The sequence below is a fragment of the Zestosphaera sp. genome (genome assembly GCA_038727705.1).
GTDB lineage: Archaea > Thermoproteota > Thermoprotei_A > Sulfolobales > NBVN01 > Zestomicrobium.
In genome coordinates this window covers 146,856-169,239 of sequence record JAVYVJ010000003.1, presented here as the reverse complement: position 1 = coordinate 169,239, position 22,384 = coordinate 146,856, and the positions used below count along the sequence as shown (strand labels likewise).

Below are 22,384 nucleotides of genomic sequence, written 5' to 3'. Positions count from 1 at the left end.
GTTATCCCTCCTTAATAAGGAGAGCGTAGAAGAAGCCTGTTGTGCCGTGTTTCTGAGGCCATGCCCTCATAGTGCCCTCAATAAAGCCCTCGTCATAGGGTCCCTTAAGAGGAATTAACCTTACGTCCCTCCTCTTCTTAAGGGCACGAAGCACCACATCTTCATTCTCCTCCCTTAATAAGGAGCAAGTTGAGTAGAGTAGACGCCCACCTCGCTTAAGTAACCTGAGCCCAGCTAGCAACAACTCATACTGGAGCTGTGCGAGCTTAGGCACCTCATCCTCGACAAGCCTCCACCTCAGGTCATGATTTTTCATAAGAGTCCCGTCCGAACTGCATGGAGGGTCCACGAGAACCTTATCTGCAATGTCCTCCCCGAGTAAGTTGGGAGCATCTCTACCGTCCCTCCTATATATCCTCACTATAGTGACGCCCGTTCCTTTGAGTAATCTTCTCATCTTACTGATACGTGGTTGATCCACGTCGAAGGCGTAGATAATTCCTTCATCCCTCATTAGCTCACCAATGAATTGAGTCTTGCCACCGGGGGCGGCCGCTATGTCGACCACCACCTCACCCGGCTTAGGATCTAGAAGGATTGCCGCTAGGGCGGCAGCCTCATCCTGAACCACTATCTTTCCCTCTCTAACCAGGTTTGACCTATCAAAGTTGAAGGGCCCTTTAAACTTGATTACAGTAGGTACAATACGAGACACTTCAAGTTCCTTAACGCCACATTCCTGGAAGGCCTTAAATACTTCCTCGACGGAGGACTTCAATGTATTAACTCTGATGGCTATCTTAGGAACCCTGAGGAATGCCTTGAAAAGCTCCTCTGCATGCTCCTCACCTATCAGGTTCTGGATTTTCCTAACATACCAGGTGGGAAGCAAGTACTTAGCCACTAACTCATCCTCAGGCGTCCGCGGTTTATACTCGTATTTCATCAAGGTCTCAACGACATCCCAGAACCACATGCCTGAGTACGGGTGGCTGTTCTCTGACAGGTATTGCGAGACCCTGTTCTTGATCATGTTGAAGTCTTGAAACTTGACCCTATCCCGGCAGAAGACCCCTAAACCTATGAAGACTCTCAAAACCGCTCTTAAGGTCGCGTCCAGGAGCAGAGGGTTCACGACCCCCGTGATGTCCCTAACAATGCAGTCAATTAACCCCAGCCTCAACATTATGCTGTGGAAGATTGCAGTGAGTGGTGGGTCACGTCTGGTGCCTAAAATGTTGAATCTCCTAAAGGCATCCCTCTTCGCTTGTTGTGCAGGCTTGACCCTCTCAGCTAGCTTGACCGCCTCAATTAACGCGATCACGTCAACGTGCTCGAACTCATAAGGCCCTTTAACACCCATTATGTTCGAAGACCTCGCCATTTATGGTTGGGATGAGGCTTTTAAATTTAATTTCAAGATAGCCCTACAAGAAGATCATGAGGATACTCCACCACAAAGAGAGCTTAACTAGCGAGGACTTCTACGTGGACCTCTTCATCAGACATATGGAGATCTCCAGCGGATCTTATGTCCACCATATCACCGATCACGTGTGTCTTGATTATCGATTAGGGCTCTGATGCCCTCAAATTCTAAGAGCTGCTTCCCTATATATGGGGTCTAAGAACCTGTAATTATGGACTATGCTCATGTCTTCTAAGTTTTTCACTACGTTGTACAGTATGCTCGACGATATCGTGGTCCCCTCCTTTTCTTCAACGTATCTTCTCAAGCCGTTCCAGGTACCACGCCCTTCCGCTATTCCTCTAAGAACTAATGCGTACCTCCTACCTCTCTCTTTAACGATGTTTTGGAGTTCCCCAATAGCTATATCTATAGCTAGCTCCTTTATCCTAGATATGTTCTTATTACCTCTTGAGTACTCGTTACCAAAGAGTGTCAACCAACCAGGTATACCATCGAACTCCTCTACAGCCATTTCCAGAACTTCGCTTTCCACATACATACCTAATTCCTTGAATCCTGCTCTCAGGAATTCGAGTGAAGCGCTCTCATCGAATCTCTCAAGCCCGAGGTTAAGACAGTACCTTCCGTATAATGATGAGTCCGACCTATCAATTCCTAGAAACCCGTAGAGTAGACCGACCTCCGAACCAGTCAGTATGAACGTTACATTCCTATCGTAGTCATACGCGTGCGCAAGCGCGTTAAGGAATTCCTGAGAACGGGGACCTCTGAGCTTCTGAGCCTCGTCGAAAGCTACTATCACCCTCTTCCTGTTAAGAGCATCAAAGAGCGAGGAAAGCGTGAGCGAACCTCTACCCTTCCACCTAATCTCTACCTCAATACCATTAATCCTTACACCTGATATGGACCTAAGAACATCATAGAGCTTCTCGAACCTTGATGAAAAGGCCCTAGAGAGCAGACTGTATAGATCCCGCAGACCGTAGTTAGTACGCAGACCTCTTAGATCAACCATAATGCTCGGAATACTCACCTCATTAAGAAATACACTTAAAAGAGAGGTTTTCCCAACCCTCCTAACACCAGTAATGATCGTAATGGGCACATCAACGTTGGCGTGAAGTGATTCAAGCTCGCGATCCCTTCCGAAAAGCTCACCCCTATTAGTCTTAGGCCTCGGGTCGAACAGCAATTGTTCTCCCCCAGAACTATAGTTCTACGGGAGAACTTATAAGCCTTAGGTATGAGGACAACTTTCCGGCCGTAGATTGTATCCATAGTGCAATTACTACGGCGTTTTGAAGTTGGTTAGCATACCACCGTGACTCCTCAGTAGGATAATTATGACGCTTTACGTGTTTTAAGCATGTAGCACGGGATCCAGTAGTTCTACAGGATATCTCTCGATCTCCTCGTCCCTTAGGCTGTGCCTATCAGTTACCGAAGGTAGGGTCTTAGGATATTGAGGTCTTGTATCCGGGTAAGGTACTCAATAAGTTCTTAAGTGACTCGGAGTTCATAACATCCCTCATCTTCGCTATACCAGGGCTGGAAACCCTGTCCTTCAAGGCGTAACACTCATATGGTTCCCACGTTACATGGATCCACTCTAGGTCGTGGTTCTCGGCTGTGTAGCGTAGCGTTAGTCCTACGTCGGCCTTACCGGTCGCTATTGAGTTGGCTACTTCCTCATGCGTTTGGAGTTCTGTTCCAATACCTTGAACCATGCTTAAGTCGCGTTTGAACTCATCAGCTTTCTTCTTCAGAATGTGCTCTAGGTATTCCTTAGTGCCTGAGCCCCTGTTCCTAAACGCTACCCTCACTTCGCCGTTGAGGATCCTCAGTAGCGCGTCATCGAGGTCCTCAAATTCTAGCTCCCTCCTATAAGCCAGGACTAGCTCTCTAGCATAGCTACCTATTAAAACAGTATTGTCCCCTAGCCAAAACCTCTCCATGAATGGCTTATTGTAAAGCCCCGTATGTGGGTCGTAGAGGTGAATACAGGCAACGTCAGCACTTCCTAATGAGAGCATAGCTAGTGAGAGTCCGGACCCAACGCAGAAGCTATTCACGTTAACACCGTTCCTAGAGAGCATCGATATAATAGAAGCCAATACCGGGTCATGACTGTGGGCCACAGTCAAGTCGGGCTTGGAAGGGGTACTGTGCGACGGTCCAATGAGACCAAGACCCTCCAGTCTGGACTTAGCAATGTCGTAGAGGGTCAGGAGTTCCTCGCCAAACCTCGTTAGCCTGACACCTCCTCCGCCCTTACCACCTCGCCTCCCTTCAACGATCCTCCTGCCTGCAGCGCGTTCAATCTTGTTCATTGTCTCCCAGACCCTTGAGTATGGTATTCCCAAAATCCTTGAGGTCGCTAGAATAGATCCTGTCTCCCTCAAAGTCCTGAGGATCTTAGCCGCGCCATCGTCGATAACGCGCTCGCCACGTGACTCTATGACCACACTGTAACGAATTATTAAATCCTTCACGCTCATTAACGTTGACCGATAGAATACATGATCTGAACTAATATAAGCGTTATTGGTATCTCAATAACGAAATATTTTAGAAATATCTTAATCACGTTAATTGGTGTGACCTGATGCCTAGAAATGCAGTCAGGATTGCCTTAGTGCTTACAGTCATCGCGTTCACGCTTCTCATAACATACTATGTTGCTCACCAACAACGAGTTTTGAGGATCAGAATATCAACGACCACCTCACTCCACGCTACTGGGCTGCTTGACTACATAGCTGAGGAATTCACGGGGGCGAACCCCGGTGTCAGGGTTGAATTCATCGCTGTAGGGACGGGCGCGGCCCTAAGAATGGCTGAGCGTGGTGATGTCTGCGCAGTACTTACTCATGACCCGGGTTTGGAGAAGCAGTACCTGGAGAACGGCGTTATAGGTGAGGGAAGGATTTTCGCTTATAGCTACTTCATCCTGGTGGGTCCGGCCGATGATCCGGCCAACGCCTCCAGAGTTACCAGCATAATTATGGCGTTCAAGATGATATTTAAATCCGGCGAGGCAGGTCGTGCATCCTTCGTGAGTAGGGGCGACGGCTCTGGGACTCATGCCAGAGAGCTGAGGCTCTGGAGTGAAACCGGTCTGAATCTAGAAGGCGCGACGTGGTATAAGGACTGTGGTTGCGGTATGAGTGAGGCGTTGATTATAGCTGATGAGCTGGGCTCCTACACGTTGAGTGACCTAGGAACATATCTAACACTCACTAAAGCTGGGAGGCTACAGAAGCTTAAGATTCTCTACTTAAATGAGAGTGACCCAATGCTCATCAACATATACAGCGTGTACGTGGCTAATAGGTGCCATGATAATGAGAGAAAGTACGCTGAGTACTTCGTGGATTTCCTATCCTCTAATCAGGAGGAACTGCTTCGAACATTTAATACGAAGAAGTACGGCACTACTGTGTTCCTTCCGGCTAGCGAGAAAGAGAAGGAGCTTAAGGAGTTATGGACGTCGCTGGCTTCCCAGGGGTGAGGGCTTGCTGAGTAGTGAGACCGCGGACATAGTCTTGAGATCACTCTACATCTCTGGTGTGGCAACCCTGATTTCACTAAGCTGGAGCGTCCCGGCCTCGTACGCCTTAGCGCTCAAGCGGAGTGCGGGGTTTATTGAGGCGTTAATGGAGACCCTAGTAGGCATGCCAACAGTTCTACTTGGGCTCCTACTCTACTTCCTCTTCAGTTCTTCCGGCCCCCTCGCGTCGCTACGGCTACTCTACACTCCTCAAGCCATGATAATCGGGGAAGCGATACTCGTGACCCCTTTGATAGTATCGACCAGCTACAGGATGTTGAGGAACTCGGTCACATCATATTTCGAACTGGCTCTCAGCCTAGGGGCCAGCAGGCCTCAGATGATGGGTCTCGTTCTGAGGGAAACCGCACCGGGAATCCTGGCGTCAGCCATAATGGGTTTCTCAAGAGCGGTGGGTGAATTAGGTGTTGCTATGATGGTAGGCGGCAACATAAGTGGGTACACACGCGTAGCCACGACTACCATAGCCCTTGGCGTCTCGAGAGGGGAATTCGAAGAAGCAGTAGTGTTAGGTATCATCCTACTGACCATCATGATAGTCGTAGCAATGATATTGAAGTACTTGAGTAAGGTGTATGAGGGATGGTAGACGTAGAGCTCAGGGACGTGTGGTTCCAGTATCCCAATTCAAGCGAATGGGTTCTTAAAGGAGTCTCACTGCAAGTTGAAAGCGGGAGGTTCGTTGTAATCACTGGGCATAACGGGAGTGGTAAGACCACGTTGCTCAAGATAGTGGCAACGATGTACAGACCGACCAAGGGAGACATCGTCGTAGACGGGGTCAGCGTCTGGAGGCTAAGTGATGAAGAGAGAACCCTCCTACGAAGGAGAGTAACTTACGTCCATGAAAGACCGATAATGCTGAGAGGCTCAGTACTGTATAACGTCATGTACGGATTGTCATTAAGGGGGATAGCCAGCGACGAGGCGTTCAAGGCTGCGAGGGAAGTTCTTGAGGAGTTAGGGATCTGGGAACATCGGTCAGTGAACGCACGTAAACTCTCGGCCGGTCAAGCACAACTAGTGGCTCTGGCTCGTGCCCTTGCCTTGAACCCAGAGGCCCTAGTACTCGATGAACCTCTAGCGCACTTGGACAGCGTGAAGAGGGAAACACTTATGAACTCGTTAGTTAGAAGGCTTAAATCTAACACAACCGTAATCATGTCATCGCATCAAGTTAACTATCTAAGGAGATTCAACACAGCAAGGGTAATCACGTTGGAGGGCGGGACCTTCACCGCGACAGACTATTGAAACTCCGTCCACAGGCGAAGAACGCTGTAGTCCCCCTCAGTTCCTTGCTTAACTCACTTGGTTAGTGGATCTTAGTTAGACGCGTTGCCCATGGCCTCTCCTAAGTACATGTCGGCAGTCCGACTGAACCAACGCATCCTTCCAGCGGCTCATTAGCTGACACCAACCTGGAGATCGCTTTGACCCCTATTACGTGGATGTTGCCTCTGATCCTTAGGGGGTGCCTTAAGCCATCCAGGACTATGTTGACAACGTGGCTACGCAGATCGACAGCCTTGGGAGCAATTCCTCTCCAGGATCTGATCACTTCAGGTACTTGTTTTCTAAGTACTCGACAAAGTAGGTAGGGTCGTGGGTCGTGCTGAAGGCTTTCTGGAGTAGCTCTTTCGGTGGATACGTTGCCCCCCACCTGTGTATTTTCTGCCTTAGGTACTCCTTAATGCGCTGGAACTCCTTATTAAGTATTAACACCTGTAGATCCCCGAGATCCCTGCTCATGTAGTGAGATATCTGGGCCGAGAGTATCGTGCCTAGGGAATAGGTGGGGAAGTAGCCTATAGAACCCATGCTCCAGTGGATATCCTGCAGGACCCCCTCGGAATAGTTCTTAGGTCTCACGCCGAGGAGCTTCTCCATTTCATAGTCCCACAGCTCCGGGAGCTCAGACACCTTCACCTCGCCCGTGATCAATAACTTCTCCAGCTTAAACCTCAATGCTATGTGAAGGTTGTAGGTGACCTCATCCGCGTCCACGCGAATCAGCGATGGTTTCACTGTGTTGAAGTACCTGTATATGTCCTCAGCGTCCCGGCCCTTAGCAGGACCTACAGATGCGATCCCATCTATGAACGACTCGACGAAGGCTCTGGACCTACCTACTATGTTTTCCCAGAACCTGCTCTGGGACTCATGAATACCGAGTGACACACCGCTACCGATCGGCGTGTATCTAAGTTCCTCATCCACCTGCAATTCGTAGAGAGCGTGACCGAACTCATGAATAACGCTGAAGAGGGTTCTCTTGAAGTCAACGCCTTCATATCTAGTGGTTATCCTAACGTCCCTCACACCCATGTTGATTGTGAACGGGTGTGCTGACACATCCAGTCTGGCTCTGCTCCCAAGCGGGAACCCGAACGCCTCAAGAACCATAAAGTTAAGCCTCTCCGCCTCCTCCCTTAAGTACCTCTCCTTCTCTAGCGGATGTTCGGCTGGATACCTACCCTCACTCATAACTCTCTCCAAGACCTTCTTGACGTTAGGCTCTAAGTACGTGAACATCGCTTCAACATCCCTGACAGTCATGCCCTCCTCGTAAAGATCGAGCAAAGCGTCGTACGGGTGCTCCTTAAACCCCAGGTAGTTGGCTTTCTCTCTAGTTAACTCGACGATCTTCTCCAGGTACGGTTTGAACGTGGTGAAGTCGTTCTTTTCCCTAGCGGCCTTCCATGCCATCCTACCCTCCTGAGTCACCCTGGCCAACTCCTCAACAAGTTTCGGAGGCAATGCCTTGGCGATCCTGACCTCCCTCCCGAGAACCCTCACTACTCCCCTTTCATAATCGTTTAAGGACTCCTGCTTTGAAGCCCTTTCAAGAGCTTCAAGGAACTCCCTGCGAAGTAGAGACTCTTGAACCATGAGGCTTAACTCGGCATGGGCGACGCTCCTCTCTTCAATGCCCTCGGCAGGCATGTACGTCTCTAAGTCCCATCCCATAACGGACATTGCATGCGATAAGGCCCACACCCTCCTGTAAAGCTTCAGGAGTTCCTTAACAGCCTCGTTTACGAAATACATTGAAATCACCCAGTAGAAATCGGGGTACGTGATTATAAACGCGTTTAGGTGAGACCACACGCAAGCAGTACATTATGGCATCGAAACCCCGTTACCGCTCATGTCTTTATCACAGGTTTCAGCCAGCTACCCCTCAACACCCACACCAGCGCTAGCATGCCCGTTATTACGTTGCTCACGGACATGCCAATCCACAGGCCCTTGACGCCGATCCCAAACGGACCCGGGCCGAAGAGGTAGCCAACACGTTCCTCAGGACCCATAGTCTGAAGAGGCTTAAGAACATCACAGGCTTTGTGTGACCTGAACCGCTGGCTACGGCGAACGCGACCCTTAAAATTACGAAGAAAACTATGGAGGGCCCCATATACAGTAGGAAGTCGGCGGCGTACCGAATCACCTCCGGGTCTGAGGGAGTGAAGAACGACACGATGTCGTATCTCACTAGTATGAAGGCACTGATGCCCGCGGCGACCATCGCCACACTGTAGAGGACAGATTTAAGAGCAGTCTCTTTAGCCCTGTCGTACATCCCGGCCCCTAAGCTCTGGCCGACTATAGTAGTGGTTGCACCCAGAAGGCTAGCCACAAATATGTCGAGGAGTCCCACAGGCCTGTCCCCAACACCCCATGACGCCAGCGCGGCACTACCCATCATACTTATTATGGCCGTTAGCAGTGCAAACCCTCCCGCCTCACCCATTGAAGAGATGGAGAGCGGGAGTCCTATCTTAACTAGCTTGCTCAGCAAGCCTGGGCGCGGTCTTAAATGAAGGGGTCTAAGCCTCTCCCCCCTGACCCCCTTAACCAGGACATGGAGTGCCAGCAGTGCCGCAACTAGGTCGCTTGCTAAGGTGGCTATAGCAGCCCCAGCAATCCCGAGCGGTGGTATCAACCCTACACCGAAAATCAGCACGGGATCCAGGATCACGTTAAGAAGCACCCCGAAGAGCCTGATCTTCATCGGCGCTAAAGTGTCGCCTGCAGCGCTGAATATCGATACCGTGGCGTCCATTAAGCCGAACACCGTGAGACCCAGTGTGAAGATCCTCCCATACGTCACAGCCCCAGGAATCACGTCCTGAGGAACCCCCATCAGCTGCAGGAGCGGAGGCAACGCGGCGTAAGCCGCCAGACTGACCGGCGGCCCCGCTAGCAAAACCAGCAGGAGCACCTGCCCTGCCGCCCTCATGGAGGATTCATAGTCCTTGGCCCCCCAGTATTGGGACACTAGGGAAATGCCAGCCTGGAGCACGCCAGCGAGCCCGGCCACAACCAAGAAGACCACGGGCCAGGTGGCGTTGATCGCTGCTAACGCCTCCCTCCCAAGCCTCCCCAACCAAAACATATCCGTCAGATTGTAGATGACGTTTAGAGCCTGCATGACGCCTATAGGAAGCCCCAGCTTGATCATCACCTTGACTATCGAGCTCTTCAGCACCCAGTCCTTATCGTCCACCCGCAACACCTAAAGCATTATACGATTGCTCACTAAGATAAGCAGTGTAATAGCTAGGTGGTCAATCCGTGCACAACTCCGACACGGAATCCCCTCCTAAATGACCTGCGCGTTAGTAACCTCATCAACAACGGAGACTTCCTCGAATAAACCTCTTCCCAGGAGAGAGTCCCGAATCTCCCTAGCTATGGTGGTCCACAGGGCGTGACTTATGAACATGCAGAACGGACACTTAGGATCGCTCCGTTTGAAATCCAAGTAAACCACCAGCCTCCTCCCATCCTTAGATATTCTCAACCTAGTCACAACCCCCGACGTAATAACGTCCACATCAAATCCAGGGACAACTACTCTCTTCAGAACCTGCTCGGCATCTCTAAGTCTCTCAGCAATTACAACTTCCTCCACATACATCGCCTAAAGGTGTGTTACTTTCTCGTTAATAACTTCACCCTCAAGGTACGTATTCCGTTCACAGTAGAAATCTTTATATGCTTTGAAAAATATAAAACCACGGTGTAATCTGCGAAACAGACTACTACCTTATATATCTACAGCATGGTATTTGCACTAATCTTATCGGCATTCACCACGATGACGTCAGCAAGTGTAATCAGTGCATCAACGAACGAGTCTAGCAACGTCGATCCTCTACGGTTCCCCGTTAATGATTACACCCTACACACTATAAAGGTAATCACTCCCTTCTCTGAGACCACTGTAGTGTTTAAGCGCTACCACCACATACCCTACGTCGCTAAGCCAGTGAATCCCAATTACCAGAGTATGGACGTCGTAGTTCCGATAAAAGTTAACAACACCTATATTGACGTTTCGAACGCCCCTATAATACTTGTAATCAATGTTGGGGGTTACTTCTCTGTATCGAACATACTAGGCGGTGAAAACGGGATACCATTAAATGATGTAGTAATACGGGTTGACAACGTCACAGGTTTCGCGACCAGGGTCACAGGAGCTGAACGTGTAGCACTTGCACTAGCAGCGGGTTACGTAGTCGCCGTACCAGGAGTGCGCGGGTGGGACTGCAGATTCTCAAACGGCACGTGGTACGGCAAAGCACCTGCGGCCATCGTGGATCTGAAGGCAGTAATCAGGTACATGCGCTATAACAGCGACACATTCCCAGGTAATGAGGAGTGGATTATCCCAATCGGTACTAGTGCTGGTGGCGCCCTCTCTGCACTTTTAGCGGCTTCGGGCGACAGCCCGCTTTACGAACCGTATTTACAACAGCTCGGGGCTGCAGAAGCTAGCGATCGTGTTTTTGCTGCTGCTCCCTACTGCCCAATAACCGATTTAGAGCATGCCGACATGATGTACGAGTGGGAATTCGGACTTAAACCATTACCAACAGGCAGTCTGGTTAACCAGACCATATCTCAGATGCTGAGGTCGCTCTGGCCGGAATATCTCAGAGAGTTAAACCTACTGGACAGAAACGGTGAACTGCTTGCAACTCCAGAGGCTTATGAGAAATACATAGTGAAGAACTATCTAATCCCTGCAGCAATCAAATACATAAAAGCTTTGCCAGAGCCGCACCGTGCGCAGTACCTACAGCGGAATAGCTGGATCATGTGGGATCCAGTCACCCAAACAGCTTCATTCACGTGGAACGAATACCTTGAGTACGGCATATCCAGGATGAAGGGCTGTCCAGCGTTCGATGTACTTCACATACCTGAGAATCTGACTCTACCGGAGAAACTAACCTTCGGAGATGTCTTCGCCCTCGGGCTTACGCCAGAGGTTCTCCTCTTCGGAAACGAAACAGTTCCAGCACGACACTTCACGGACTTCTGCGTTAAATGGGATACCGGCGACCCGAGCGCCTGCATCGACCCCGAGCTAAGACAGATCATAAATATGATGAACCCAATGTACTTTATAAAGCAGGACTGGCCTCACATATCGCAGTATTGGTGGATCCGCACAGGTTCTAAAGACAATCATGCCGCGATAACTATGTGGACCAACCTAGCCATAGCTCTAGAGAATGCTGGCAAGAGCGTCAACTTCGAAATTTACTGGGAGGGCGAGCACGGAGCCGATTACGAACCGTGGACCTTCATAGAATGGGTTGCCCAGATCACGGGCTATAAACCAAAGATCGTTGGGACTGAGCCCACGCCAACCCTCACGACTACAATAATTCAACCAGTTACGCTTACGGTGACACAGTCGGTAACACAGCCGGTAACGCGCACTACGACCTCCGTCCACACACAAATACAGTCACTCACTACCACAGTAACACAGCCAGTTACCCATACAACCACTACAATCCTTACACGGACTCAGCAAATCACCGCAACCATTACAGTAACGCAACCCAGCATGACTGACACGCTAATACCCGTAGTAGTTGTGTTGGCAGTAGTAGCGATACTTGCACTCTTCTTTATAAGGAGGAAGTAAATAGTGCATCTTATTACATTGTATTTTTAAAGATCGGTAAGGTTTGGCTTTCACGACTTCAACACCACATTATACTTCTTCACGGGTTATCCCAGCTTCAAACGACGTCCATCCCAACTATCTTACAAGTCTACGACATGTTGTAGTGGCTGTTACGTGGGTTCAAAGGGATTAACCGCTGAGAGCTCTGTATACCTGCTTGCTATAATGCAGGATTTATATTTGAACATGCATGACTTAATATTATGGTGTTCCACATGAACGTATGGCCTGGCCCTTCTAAGGATGAAGTTTTTGAGTTACTTAAATCCCTCTCGGAAGTGATAGGACCTTCAGGCAACGAAGCCAGTATTAGAAATCTAGTTGTTGACCGGTTGAAGAGTGTGGCGGATAAGCTGTGGATTGACACGCTAGGCAACGTGATTGCCGTTAAGAAGGGTTCAAGGGGGAATGGCAGGTTTATGATGGCCGCGCACATGGACGAAATAGGGCTGTTCGTCTCACACGTAGATGATAAGGGGTTCCTCAGAGCACTCCCGATAGGCGGGCTCACTGAGAGATCCCTAGTATATCAAAGAGTGGTCGTTAGGACTAGAGACGGAAGAACCTACAGAGGCGTCATCGGCATGAAACCACCTCATGTGATTAAGCCTGAGGAGGCTAGGCAGATCCCGGAGTTAAAGGAGTTATTCCTTGATATAGGAGCATCCTCAAGAGATGAGGTCCTTAAACTTGGTGTGAAGGTTGGCGACATTGTCGTTTTCGATAGGGAGCTAAGCATCCTGTCAGGCGACAGAGTCACAGGAAAGGCAATAGACGACAGGGTTGGTTTAGCCGCTATGATTAAAGCGTTCGAATATATTGAAGCGCCTGAGCTTGACGTGTATGCCGTGGCGACGGTTCAGGAGGAGGTAGGGCTTAAGGGGGCTGAGGTTGCTGCGTATTCGATAACCCCTGACTTGGCCCTAGCGCTGGACGTGACTGTAGCCAGTGACTTTCCCGGTGTGTCTGAGCACGAGTGGTGTACACAGCTGGGGAGGGGGCCTGCTATTAAGATAGCTGACGGCCGGTCTGCATCAGGACTCATAGCCCATCCGGAGGTCGTAGACGTCCTGCTGAAAACCGCTGAAGAGTTGGGCATACCGTATCAAGTTGAGGTACTTGCAGGAGGCACTACCGACGCCTCGGTGATTGCCCTCAATAAAGAGGGCGTTCCTGCGGGGGTGGTCTCAATACCGTCGCGTTACATACATTCGCCGGTGGAGGTGGTGGATCTCAAGGACGTCGTCAACACCGTCAGGCTTACCAGAGCCTTCGCCCAACGAGTGAGCTATGAGTGGGTAAGCTCGTTGAAGGAACGCAGGCTGAAATAACCTGAGTTACTGGCTCTTGCGAAGAATGGGATCCCGGCTAATGCTGTTGAACTGCTTTCAGATACAGCTCAGCCCCCCTGATCAGGTACCTCGTATCATGGGATAACGATATGAAGTTGTAGCCCATATCAACAACTCTCTTAGCGAAGTCCGGCGTCGTCGCCATTATACCCACGATCTTTCCAGCATGCCTTCTAGCCCGCTCAACTATGTCCTCAAGCACCCTCGTAAACTCCTGAGAGTCCACCCTGCCGAAGTACCCTAGCGAGGCTGAGAGGTCAGAGGGCCCTACGAAAACCCCTGACACCCCCTCAGTCGATAATATCTCATCAAGGTTCTCATACGCTATCTTGGTCTCTATCTGAACTATGAGCGTGGCTAGCTCATTCCATCTCTGGAAGTACTCCGTCACGTTCTGGATGCCGTAGCTAACGCACCTCCGCGGTCCCACACCCCTGATGCCGGCAGGAGGGTAGCGGACAGCCCTCACAGCACGTTCTGCCTCCTCCTTGCTGTTCACCCATGGAACGAGAACCCCGGCAACTCCTAGATCTAAAGCAAGCTTAATGAGGACTGGATCGTTCCACGCAACCCTCACAAACGGTATTATGTCCGTTCCCTTAAGAGGCATCAACAACGTCTCAACATCCCTCACCGTGAGGGGGGCATGCTCCATGTCAAACATGAACCAGTCGAAGGGCATGTTCGAGAGTATGTCAACGATCTCAGGATGTGAGATAGTTATCCAGGCACCCAGGAGAGGTCTCCCGGAACTCAGCTTGCTCATTATTTTCTCACGCCACATAACGTACTGACGCATAGGAATGACCTAAATTGACATTGGAGGGAGCGTTAATAAGCGTTGTTTATTAATGATGCCATCTCATAATAGTATGGTTGATCTGCTTTGAGTATAGTGACGGTAGTGGGCCAGGAGGCTTTCGACCGATCGCGGGTCGTTAGGGGTGGTATAAGTGTTTAACCTGATAGTCATTCATGAGCCAGGCACTGACAACTGGAGGTGGGCCAGGAATCAACTGAGGGAAGTGTTAGGCACGTCAGGGAGGATCATCACTTCCTACCAATCGGTTATGCTGTATCATGTGGAGGGCGACCCGCATCAAGTTGCCGAGGGCTTGAGGGCAGCCCTTAAGGGTAGCGGCACACCAATCATAAGAATCATTCCAGTAGATCATGTGGTGGAGCCCTACGTCGACGAAGTAGCTGACGTAGTTAAGGAAATAGCGACCCAAATACCTGAAGGAAGCAGTTTCAGGATAACGCTTCAAGGACATCTAATTAGCGTCTGTCCTGACGGCAGGAGGAGGTTCATGCACTCCATAGACTCGATTAGAGAGATAGCTAAGTACGTCGAAAGACCTGTAAACCTCGAGAACCCTGATTGGGTTATCCTCATCAAGGTTGTTAAAGTCTCAAGAGGGAGGAGGGCGGCGGCAGTCGCTCTATTAAAGCCCGCTGAATTGGTTAATCTGAGGGACTATCCTCAAGCGGGGTCGGTGGGTGAGGAGTTGGGTGAGCAGATGTAGGAAGATCTTCGGAACCGCCGGCGTTAGAGGTAGGTACTTAGCCGACGTAAATCCGGAGATGTTTCTCGGTCTGGGGGCATCCCTAGCGACGTACCTCAAAGCACGCAGGAGCGTCGTCGGCGGCGACGGGAGGTTGACAACCCCTGTTCTGAAGGGCTCAGTGGTTGTGGGTCTTCTAGCGGCCGGCTGTGACGTGGTAGACGTCGGTCTGGTCCCACTGCCCGTTCTCGCATGGAGTGCTAGACATCTCGCAAGCGATCTAGGAGTCTACGTGACGGCCTCGCACAACCCACCGCACGATAATGGGCTTAAGGCGTTTTACGGCAATGGAATGGAGTTGCTGGAGGAAGACGAGATAAGAGTTGAGGAGCTATTCCTTAATAGAGGATGGAGGCATGCCGATTGGTGTGACGTGGGTACGCTTACATCGACTGGTCGTGTGATAGATGATTACATAGCTGAGTTGCTAGGTAGGATGGAGCCCCTCCGTGAAGGGAGCAGACCTAAGGTGCTCGTCGATACTGCGAACGGCGGTGCCTCCCTAGCGACTCCGAGGATTCTAGTGAGCATGGGTGCCCGTGTATTCACCCTAAACTCGAACATAGACGGGAGATTCCCCGGCAGGCATCCAGAGCCCAGGCCGGATGTTCTAGAGCCTCTGATGCCTGTGGCCAGATCGCTCAACGTCGACATCTTTCTGGCTCACGATGGGGACGGCGATAGACTGGCGGTATTGAGCCCTAGATCAGGTTTTGTGAAGCAGGACAGGATCATCGCCCTCCTCGCTAAGCACATCCTCAGCATGAAGAAGGGGACCGTAGTCGTCTCTATAGATGTTGGTAACTCGGTAAGAGATGTTGTGGAGTCCGCCGGCGGCAAACTTGATATTACTAAGTTGGGGGCAACACACACAGGACTGCTCAGACACTCAGATGTTGTGATGACTGCCGAGCCTTGGAAGTTCATAGATCCTGAATGGGGTCCCTGGGTTGACGGTATATATCAGGCAGCCCTCCTAGTTAAGCTCATGATAGATGAGGGTAAGAACATAGATGAGCTCCTGAGTGAGGTACCGGATTATCCACAAGCCAGGGTATCCATCGAGGTTCCAAAGGGACTTAGAGACGAAGTTTACGAGAGGTTGTCCGCTAAGCTCATGGAGTGGAGAACCCCGGAGGCCGAGGTGTTTACCCTTGACGGGGTCAGAGTTAATTACGAGGACAAATCCTGGATCTTAGTAAGGAAGTCCGGCACCGAGCCTAAGGTAAGGATTTACGGCGAGTCGCTGGAGTACAGGGCTCTTAAAGACAGGGTTGACGCGCTACTCAAGGAGGTCAGTACAACGCTAAAGAAACACGGAATCAATGAACTAAGGGTTGACGGGAAAATCATCCCATGAACAGTCAGTAAAGGCTCTTCAAGAGTTGTTGACTTCCTCCTGTAACAGTAATAAGCATTGTTAGTGTTCTTATGTTGGTGTTGAGGGTGACTTCAGGAACGATTACACTGGCCCACGGAGCCGGTGCTCTAGAGACTTGGAGGTTGGTGAGGGAATTAATAGTGAATAAGATCCCAGACAGGCTACGCAGGGCTATGGACGGTTACGGATTGGACGTTCTCGACGATGCTGCAGCACTGAAGATTGGTGAGAACCTATACTTAGTTGTCACAGTCGATACGTATACCGTCAGCCCTTACAGATTCCCCGGCGGTGATATAGGCTCCTTGACAGCCAATGGGGTGATTAACGATTTAGTGGTATCAGGTGCTAAACCCCTCGCATTCATGGACACTGTGGTCGTTGAGGAAGGATTCCCCGAAAGCGAGTTGAGGGGCATTATAGACTCTCTGATAGGATCGCTGATGAGTGAGGGCGTTGCCCTGATAGGCGGCGACTTCAAGGTGATGCCTAAGGGATCTCTCGACAAGGTCCTGATAACAGGGGTTGGTTTAGGACTTACTGAGAGGCCTATTCCCGACAACGAGTTGAGAGTAGGCGATAAGATAATAGTCACCGGTGACGTCGCAGAACATGGAGCGACCATACTTGCTGCTCAGCTGGGGCTCCTGAGCAAAGCGTCAGGTCTCAGAAGCGATACGAGACCGTTGAGTAGAACACTCCTTAAGGTGGTGAGGGAGTTCAGGAATCACATACACGCCGCGAGGGACCCCACCAGGGGAGGGCTTGCAGCAGTCCTCAGTGAATGGGCATCAGCTAATAACCTTGCAATAATGTTGCACAGGGGCAAAGTCCCCATCAGGGAGGAGGTCAGAGCGTTTCTTGAGGCGATGGGGGTTGATCACCTCTCCATGGCCTCCGAGGGAATTGCAGTCCTGGCTGTAGAAGGTAGCGTCGTCGAGGAGGTACTGGCCATGCTCAGGGATGTGGGCGAGCGTAGAGCGGAGGTGGTGGGTGAAGTGATTGAACCACCAACCAAGTTCTTGACCGGCAGGGTGATTGGAGTGACTGAAGTCGGTGGCAAAGTCTTAATAGAGCCTAAATCCCTCAACTTACCAAGGATATGCTAGGGTGGTAAGTTTGTGTCTAGGGGTTCCCGCGAAGGTCTTAAGCAAACGGTTTACAGGCGGTCTAACGTATGCCGATGTCGACTTAGGAGGGGTTGTGCAGGAAGTGATAGTAGCGATAGACGAAGATGTCAAGGAGGGTGACTACGTCATAGTCCATGCTGGCATAGTCATCTCAAAGATAAATGAAGACGAGCTTGAGGAAACCCTTAGGCTTTACAGGGAGATAGGACTTTGGACCTTTTAATCTGCTACGGTCAGAAGTGAGAGCGCAGACGTCCCCCATCTACAGGTATTGAAGCGCCATGAATGTATGAGGCGTATCTGCTCAGCAAGAATGCAGCGAGCCACCCTACCTCCTCAGGCCTCCCTACCCTCCTGAGAGGAATGTTCTGTGCGTACTCCCTATACACTTCCTCATAGGTCTTGCCCTCCCTTAGGGCCCTATTCTTGAACACGCTCCTAAGCCGGTCGGTCTCAATGAAGCCTGGTATTATTGCATTGACCCTGATGCTCTCCGGGCCCAGCTCCCTGACTAGGGTCTTCATCAATCCGTGGACGCTTATCCTCAGGACGTTTGAGAGTACTAAATCAGGTTCTGGTTCCCTCACCGTCGTACTAGTTAGGAAAAGGATGGATGGATTAGTAGACCTTCTGAGGTGTGTCAGAGCCTTATTGACTAGCCAAACGGCGTTCAGTATTAGAAGCTTAACTCCGTTCTCCCAATCATCGTCAGTAAGATCCTTAAACATTCCTGGCCTGGGAGGTCCAGTTACATAAACTAGTGAATCAAGCCCGCCCATCAGAGCAACCGCTTCGTCGACCAGCCTCTCCACATCAGCCTTAACAGTTAGGTCGGCAACGACCCCGTGAATTCTCCCATCGAACCTGCCCCTCAACTTGCTGAGGACCTCATTAACTGCGGACTCTTCCCTTCCGTTGATGACTACGTGAGCCCCCTGCTCCAGGAGAACCTCCGCAATGCCGCGTCCAATACCCTTAGTTGAGGCCGTTACTAGGACCTTAAGTCCCTCAACAAGGTTGTTCATGAAACACCACCTAATCTATAACCAGCCCAACAATTTATATTTGAGTGCCTCGGTAATAGAACATGAGCAGTATGGCGTGGTGTGTGAATGAGATACAGCATCGGGTTTCCATTAGGCGACACGTACTACAGGAGGAGGCCTAAGGTCACCTTAGGATTGATCATAGCTAACGTTATCATCTATTTAATCACTTCATATAGTAATTTCTTCATAGAGATTGACGACTATTGGGTTAACGCGGGAGCATTCGTTCCAGCACTTCTCGAGGATCCGACGCAGTGGTATAGGATATTTACTTCGATGTTCATGCACGGTGACATATTTCATATATTCTTCAACATGTATTTTCTTTACATATTCGGGAGGGCTGCTGAAGATGTGTTAGGCGGCCCTAGATATTTGACACTCTACCTGACCTCAGGGGTGGCTGCATCACTGTTCCACGTAGCATTCAGTTTCCTAGGCGGTCTGACGTCCTACGTCATCCCTGCTATAGGGGCTTCAGGAGCTATCAGTGGCGTTTTAGGTGCTTACTTAATCTTTTACCCAGGCACGTCTCTCACAGCCTGCTGGATATTCTTCATATTCCCTGCCTGCTTTTCCCTGAGGGCGTCACTTTACCTAATATTCTGGTTCGTGACGCAGGTCCTTTACGGCTTCGCCAGGATATCAGGAGGTGTCGCCGTATTTGCTCACGCTGGGGGTTTCCTGGCCGGGATGGCTCTGCTTCCACTGCTTGTGGACCGGGAGAGGCTTAGAGAGCTGAAGTTTGTGGAGTACGTAAGGTCTCTACCCTACCTTATCTTGACTTACCCTAAGGTTAGGGGCTTGAGCAGACTTTCCAAAACCTTCCTCTCCATAGTCATCATCTCCGTAATCGTTGGAGGGGCATACGTGCTGACCGCGCTACCACGTATGGGCGTCGTGAAGGTGATGAACGTTCAGTACACGTACATGGAGACACCCTACCGTGACTACGCGGCAATCCAATTACCTGACGTTCAGAGCTTCATCGCCGACATACCGTTGAGCTCTACAAGGATACTCTTAAGTAGGCTCAATGCCGCTGGCCTGCTCTACGACCCAGGCAAGGCAGGCACTAGCCTCAGCCTGAGTGACAGAAGTTTCCCGATACGCGTGTTGGCCGGTAATAGATGGCGTGATCTGAGCATGACGGTTGAGTATTTCGGAGGTTCCTACGATGAGGAGGGCTTCCTGAAGCACGGTGAGGGTAGTATGGTGACACAGGTCGTAGTTATTCAGGGTAACCTAGTCTCTGTAATCGACGGGGTCAAGTACACGTTCACCATAGACACACAGACCGTCAGTCCCAACGATGTGTCGCAATACGCCGGCATGGCATCCCTAGCGTTCGCAGTAGGGGCTCTAATGGTTGTTGTCAGCAGGGACAAAGAGTTGGCTCTGGTGGGTGAATAGACTTCATTAATCAATAAGCTACACAGCCTTACAACTAACGGAAGAACACTATGATAGGTTGGTTAGGATTCTAAGGCTCGGGTCTCTCTAATCGAGGTATGTAGCACTACCGTGATCCCCGTCAGAACCAAAACCATCCCGACAATCGTTTCCATCGTAACTGACTGTCCAAGCAGGATTGCCGCCAGCAATGTCGCCCCAGGAGGCTCACCCAAAGATATCGAAGTCACCACATACGATTTCATCTTCTTCAATAGGTAATTCATTACAGTGTGACCCCCTAGCATAGGAATTAGAGCCAACAAGATCACGTACGTCCAGGAGGTGGCCGAAGACGGGGAGACGGAAGACCCTGTGATCATTGCGTAGAGCCCTAGGGTGAGGGAGGATGACGCGTAGACTATGACTGTGTAGGAGGTGAGGGATACGCCGGACATCCTGGAGAGCCTTCCCAAGTGGAAGTAGCCAGCAGCGCTTAAGGCACCGATAAACGCTAGAACCAGTCCAGCGGTTGAGGAGTTCGTAGTTATCTGCGGCTTCATAGCCGTGAAAACCCCTAGAAACGCTAGGATTAACCCGAACGCCTCACCAACATGCAACCTCCTGCGCATCAACCCCTCAGCCAACGCGTTTATAAGTGGGTAAGTGACGACAACAGTAGTTGAGAGCGCTACGGGCACTAGGAATAAGGACTCCATCCATGAGAGGAAATGCATCCCCAGCAGAACACCGGCTGCGAATGCTTTAAGGAAGCTTGAGCGGCTGACACTCTTAAGACCTTCCTTACCAACGGCCCGCTCAAGTACAGTGTACGAGTATATAAGTAATGTAGTTATGAAAACCCTCCAGAAGGCACATGTAAGTGCGTTACTCTCTGAGAGAAGCACTAGAACAGACGCCGACGAAGTACTAACCCACGCTATAATCATTAAAAATACGTCACGAATCTTCCAAATCTCTGACCTCCTCCACCGCCCAGTCACCGACCCCGCCTCTAGGTCATCACTTCATCGATCCTGAGACTAATTGTTGTGGAAACATCTTACTGAGGATCCCCCAAGAGCTTTTCAGACTCAGCATGGCTGGTGACCCGGTGTTTCCGGTGTTTAGTGTTAAACTCATTCATGATGACCTCGACCATAAGTGAAAGGCCGAGAAACCTTAATAAGGTTGTTCTTTGTTTCTGTGTCATCTCAGTATTTTAGATGTTTGTCGGCAGCCCCAGCCCCCCGAGGTTGCGGCGACCCGCGGGGGTTGGCTTAGGAAGCCACGACAAAAACAACCCAGAACAGAGAACGGCGACTAGACCCCGCTGACATCCTCTGGAGCAAGTTTCCTGAGAGCTCTGAGCGCCGCCAATCTCTCCTTACCTTCGAGCTTAGCCTCTTCCACCAGCCTGCTTAACTCCTTGACGACCGTCATCACCAACTCCTTCTTTACGGGATAAGGCACTCCATCCTTACCTCCCACGGCGTAGGCATACTTAAACGGAGAGAAGCTGTGAGTTACAACATCCTTCAGGGGTGGCGGCTCTCTGTATATCAACTCAGAGATGAGGGCCAACGCCCTGACTACCTCAGCCCCTAAGCCCCTGATAAGCAGTAGCTCCTCAATATTTCTGGGTCTTAGCTCATAGGCCTCACGCAACTCCTTAAGCATCCTGCCGCTGAGCTCCACAGGTCTGTAGTACGGCAACCCTCTTATCAGGGGTCTCGGAGGCTCCAAGCCTGTCAGGGTTCTAACCCCTTTGAGGTATGCGTTGACCATCCTCAACTCCCTCAGGGTTGATTCCGGTTGGTCGCCGGCTAGATCCAATAGAACTCTTCTAACTCCTACCGACTCCCTAGTTGTTAGATTGAGGGGCTGACCCACGTTGTCGGACGCTACCCCAGCATGAGGCTCTAGGGTAGGGTCGCCCGACACGAACCAGGCTAGGTGGTACCTCCTCGCAAGCCTCAGTTCGGTGTTCATCCCCTGCTGAATCACCACCCAATTACCACTTCTATCGAAGGCTAGGACATGATGATAGAGGGTGAAGCCGTCCTGCAGGAGGACTGAATCCACCTTAGCCTCCAGCCTGGAAACCCTAATAAGCTGGTCGACCGTAGTGCTACTTAACCCCATTTCATCGCCGTAATCCACTATCTCCTTCGGGGTCTTTCTTGAGGTCAGGCCCTTCCCTCCAGCGACCCTTACGTCACCCCTTAACTCCTCCAATGCATTCTTAATCATGGCAGTCGTGACTGTGGTGGATCCGCTACTGTCCCAGTCCATCCCTATCACGTTGTTGAATGCCTGGAACCAGAGCGGGTTCGAGAATCTCTTAAGTATCTCCTCGTCACTGAGTTCGAGCAGCATTACCTCCAGGATGTTTTTGGAGAGCTTGAGCATGAGCTTGGCTAGCCAGTGAGGTACGTGCCCCTCATGTAAAGGTAGGTCGGCGACGCCTGAGATCCTGGGCATAACCCTCACTAGATATGGAGTTTGAAGGCTTAAA

General features: G+C 50.7%; 22 protein-coding genes. 11 read left to right on the top strand and 11 right to left on the bottom strand.

What is annotated here, in order from left to right:
- Position 1 precedes the first annotated feature (1 nt).
- Entirely contained in the window at positions 2-1,384 is a 1,383-nt protein-coding gene (locus QW772_07975) for an RsmB/NOP family class I SAM-dependent RNA methyltransferase (protein MEM0038846.1), read from the bottom strand.
- A 56-nt stretch (positions 1,385-1,440) separates the two neighbouring features.
- Between QW772_07975 and QW772_07970 the strand changes: the two genes are divergently transcribed.
- Positions 1,441-1,584, top strand: coding sequence for a hypothetical protein (locus tag QW772_07970; protein ID MEM0038845.1), 144 nt, complete (start codon positions 1,441-1,443; stop codon positions 1,582-1,584).
- A 5-nt stretch (positions 1,585-1,589) separates the two neighbouring features.
- Here QW772_07970 and QW772_07965 read toward each other — a convergent pair whose 3' ends face one another.
- Positions 1,590-2,624: an ATP-binding protein gene (locus QW772_07965; protein ID MEM0038844.1), complete on the bottom strand. Its 1,035-nt coding sequence runs from the start codon at positions 2,622-2,624 to the stop codon at positions 1,590-1,592.
- Positions 2,625-2,886: 262 nt separating this feature from the next.
- The gene (locus QW772_07960; protein MEM0038843.1) at positions 2,887-3,930 is read right to left on the bottom strand and encodes a substrate-binding domain-containing protein; all 1,044 of its coding nucleotides are present in this window, start codon (positions 3,928-3,930) and stop codon (positions 2,887-2,889) included.
- 107 nt (positions 3,931-4,037) lie between these two features.
- On the opposite strand from QW772_07960, the gene QW772_07955 reads away from it, so the two are divergent.
- Genes QW772_07955 through QW772_07945 form a run of 3 tightly spaced genes read left to right on the top strand, consistent with a single transcriptional unit; the run spans position 4,038 to position 6,257 of the window.
- The gene (locus QW772_07955; protein ID MEM0038842.1) at positions 4,038-4,943 is read left to right on the top strand and encodes a substrate-binding domain-containing protein; all 906 of its coding nucleotides are present in this window, start codon (positions 4,038-4,040) and stop codon (positions 4,941-4,943) included.
- Between the two features lie 4 nt (positions 4,944-4,947).
- Complete coding sequence (locus QW772_07950; protein MEM0038841.1) at positions 4,948-5,592, top strand: ABC transporter permease; 645 nt, start codon at positions 4,948-4,950, stop codon at positions 5,590-5,592.
- Positions 5,586-6,257 carry an ABC transporter ATP-binding protein gene (locus tag QW772_07945; GenBank protein ID MEM0038840.1) on the top strand — a complete coding sequence of 224 codons (672 nt, stop codon included), beginning with the start codon at positions 5,586-5,588 and terminating at the stop codon, positions 6,255-6,257. The genes QW772_07950 and QW772_07945 overlap by 7 nt, the downstream gene beginning before the upstream one ends.
- A 100-nt stretch (positions 6,258-6,357) precedes the next feature.
- Here the strand turns inward: QW772_07945 and QW772_07940 are convergent, their stop codons facing one another.
- The 4 genes from QW772_07940 to QW772_07925 form a co-directional block, all read right to left on the bottom strand.
- Positions 6,358-6,564: a hypothetical protein gene (locus QW772_07940; protein MEM0038839.1), complete on the bottom strand. Its 207-nt coding sequence runs from the start codon at positions 6,562-6,564 to the stop codon at positions 6,358-6,360.
- Positions 6,561-8,054, bottom strand: a complete 1,494-nt coding sequence (locus tag QW772_07935) for a carboxypeptidase M32 (GenBank protein ID MEM0038838.1) — start codon at positions 8,052-8,054, stop codon at positions 6,561-6,563. Before QW772_07935 ends, QW772_07940 begins: the two co-directional genes overlap by 4 nt.
- Before the next feature lie 175 nt (positions 8,055-8,229).
- The gene (locus tag QW772_07930) at positions 8,230-9,513 is read right to left on the bottom strand and encodes an MATE family efflux transporter (protein MEM0038837.1); all 1,284 of its coding nucleotides are present in this window, start codon (positions 9,511-9,513) and stop codon (positions 8,230-8,232) included.
- A gap of 96 nt (positions 9,514-9,609) precedes the next feature.
- A complete protein-coding gene (locus QW772_07925) occupies positions 9,610-9,927 on the bottom strand; it encodes a hypothetical protein (protein MEM0038836.1) in 318 nt (105 codons plus the stop codon).
- 144 nt (positions 9,928-10,071) lie between these two features.
- On the opposite strand from QW772_07925, the gene QW772_07920 reads away from it, so the two are divergent.
- Positions 10,072-11,955, top strand: a complete 1,884-nt coding sequence (locus tag QW772_07920) for a subtype B tannase (protein ID MEM0038835.1) — start codon at positions 10,072-10,074, stop codon at positions 11,953-11,955.
- Positions 11,956-12,212: 257 nt separating this feature from the next.
- Positions 12,213-13,328, top strand: a complete 1,116-nt coding sequence (locus QW772_07915; protein MEM0038834.1) for a M42 family metallopeptidase — start codon at positions 12,213-12,215, stop codon at positions 13,326-13,328.
- A 37-nt stretch (positions 13,329-13,365) separates the two neighbouring features.
- Here QW772_07915 and QW772_07910 read toward each other — a convergent pair whose 3' ends face one another.
- Positions 13,366-14,148 (bottom strand): aldolase/citrate lyase family protein, encoded by a 783-nt coding sequence (locus QW772_07910; protein ID MEM0038833.1) that lies wholly within the window; start codon positions 14,146-14,148, stop codon positions 13,366-13,368.
- 154 nt (positions 14,149-14,302) lie between these two features.
- On the opposite strand from QW772_07910, the gene QW772_07905 reads away from it, so the two are divergent.
- The 4 genes from QW772_07905 (at position 14,303) to QW772_07890 (ending at position 17,648) form a co-directional block, all read left to right on the top strand.
- Positions 14,303-14,875 (top strand): THUMP domain-containing protein, encoded by a 573-nt coding sequence (locus QW772_07905; GenBank protein MEM0038832.1) that lies wholly within the window; start codon positions 14,303-14,305, stop codon positions 14,873-14,875.
- Complete coding sequence (locus tag QW772_07900) at positions 14,850-16,274, top strand: phosphopentomutase/phosphoglucosamine mutase (GenBank protein MEM0038831.1); 1,425 nt, start codon at positions 14,850-14,852, stop codon at positions 16,272-16,274. Before QW772_07905 ends, QW772_07900 begins: the two co-directional genes overlap by 26 nt.
- A gap of 71 nt (positions 16,275-16,345) precedes the next feature.
- Entirely contained in the window at positions 16,346-17,404 is a 1,059-nt protein-coding gene (hypE, locus tag QW772_07895) for a hydrogenase expression/formation protein HypE (GenBank protein MEM0038830.1), read from the top strand.
- Between the two features lie 10 nt (positions 17,405-17,414).
- Complete coding sequence (locus tag QW772_07890) at positions 17,415-17,648, top strand: HypC/HybG/HupF family hydrogenase formation chaperone (protein MEM0038829.1); 234 nt, start codon at positions 17,415-17,417, stop codon at positions 17,646-17,648.
- Positions 17,649-17,658: 10 nt separating this feature from the next.
- Here the strand turns inward: QW772_07890 and QW772_07885 are convergent, their stop codons facing one another.
- Positions 17,659-18,450 carry an SDR family oxidoreductase gene (locus QW772_07885; GenBank protein ID MEM0038828.1) on the bottom strand — a complete coding sequence of 264 codons (792 nt, stop codon included), beginning with the start codon at positions 18,448-18,450 and terminating at the stop codon, positions 17,659-17,661.
- An 87-nt stretch (positions 18,451-18,537) separates the two neighbouring features.
- On the opposite strand from QW772_07885, the gene QW772_07880 reads away from it, so the two are divergent.
- Positions 18,538-19,887, top strand: coding sequence for a rhomboid family intramembrane serine protease (locus QW772_07880; GenBank protein ID MEM0038827.1), 1,350 nt, complete (start codon positions 18,538-18,540; stop codon positions 19,885-19,887).
- A 62-nt stretch (positions 19,888-19,949) separates the two neighbouring features.
- Here QW772_07880 and QW772_07875 read toward each other — a convergent pair whose 3' ends face one another.
- Entirely contained in the window at positions 19,950-20,870 is a 921-nt protein-coding gene (locus QW772_07875; GenBank protein MEM0038826.1) for a DMT family transporter, read from the bottom strand.
- 319 nt (positions 20,871-21,189) lie between these two features.
- Entirely contained in the window at positions 21,190-22,350 is a 1,161-nt protein-coding gene (locus tag QW772_07870; GenBank protein MEM0038825.1) for a DUF763 domain-containing protein, read from the bottom strand.
- Positions 22,351-22,384 lie beyond the last annotated feature (34 nt).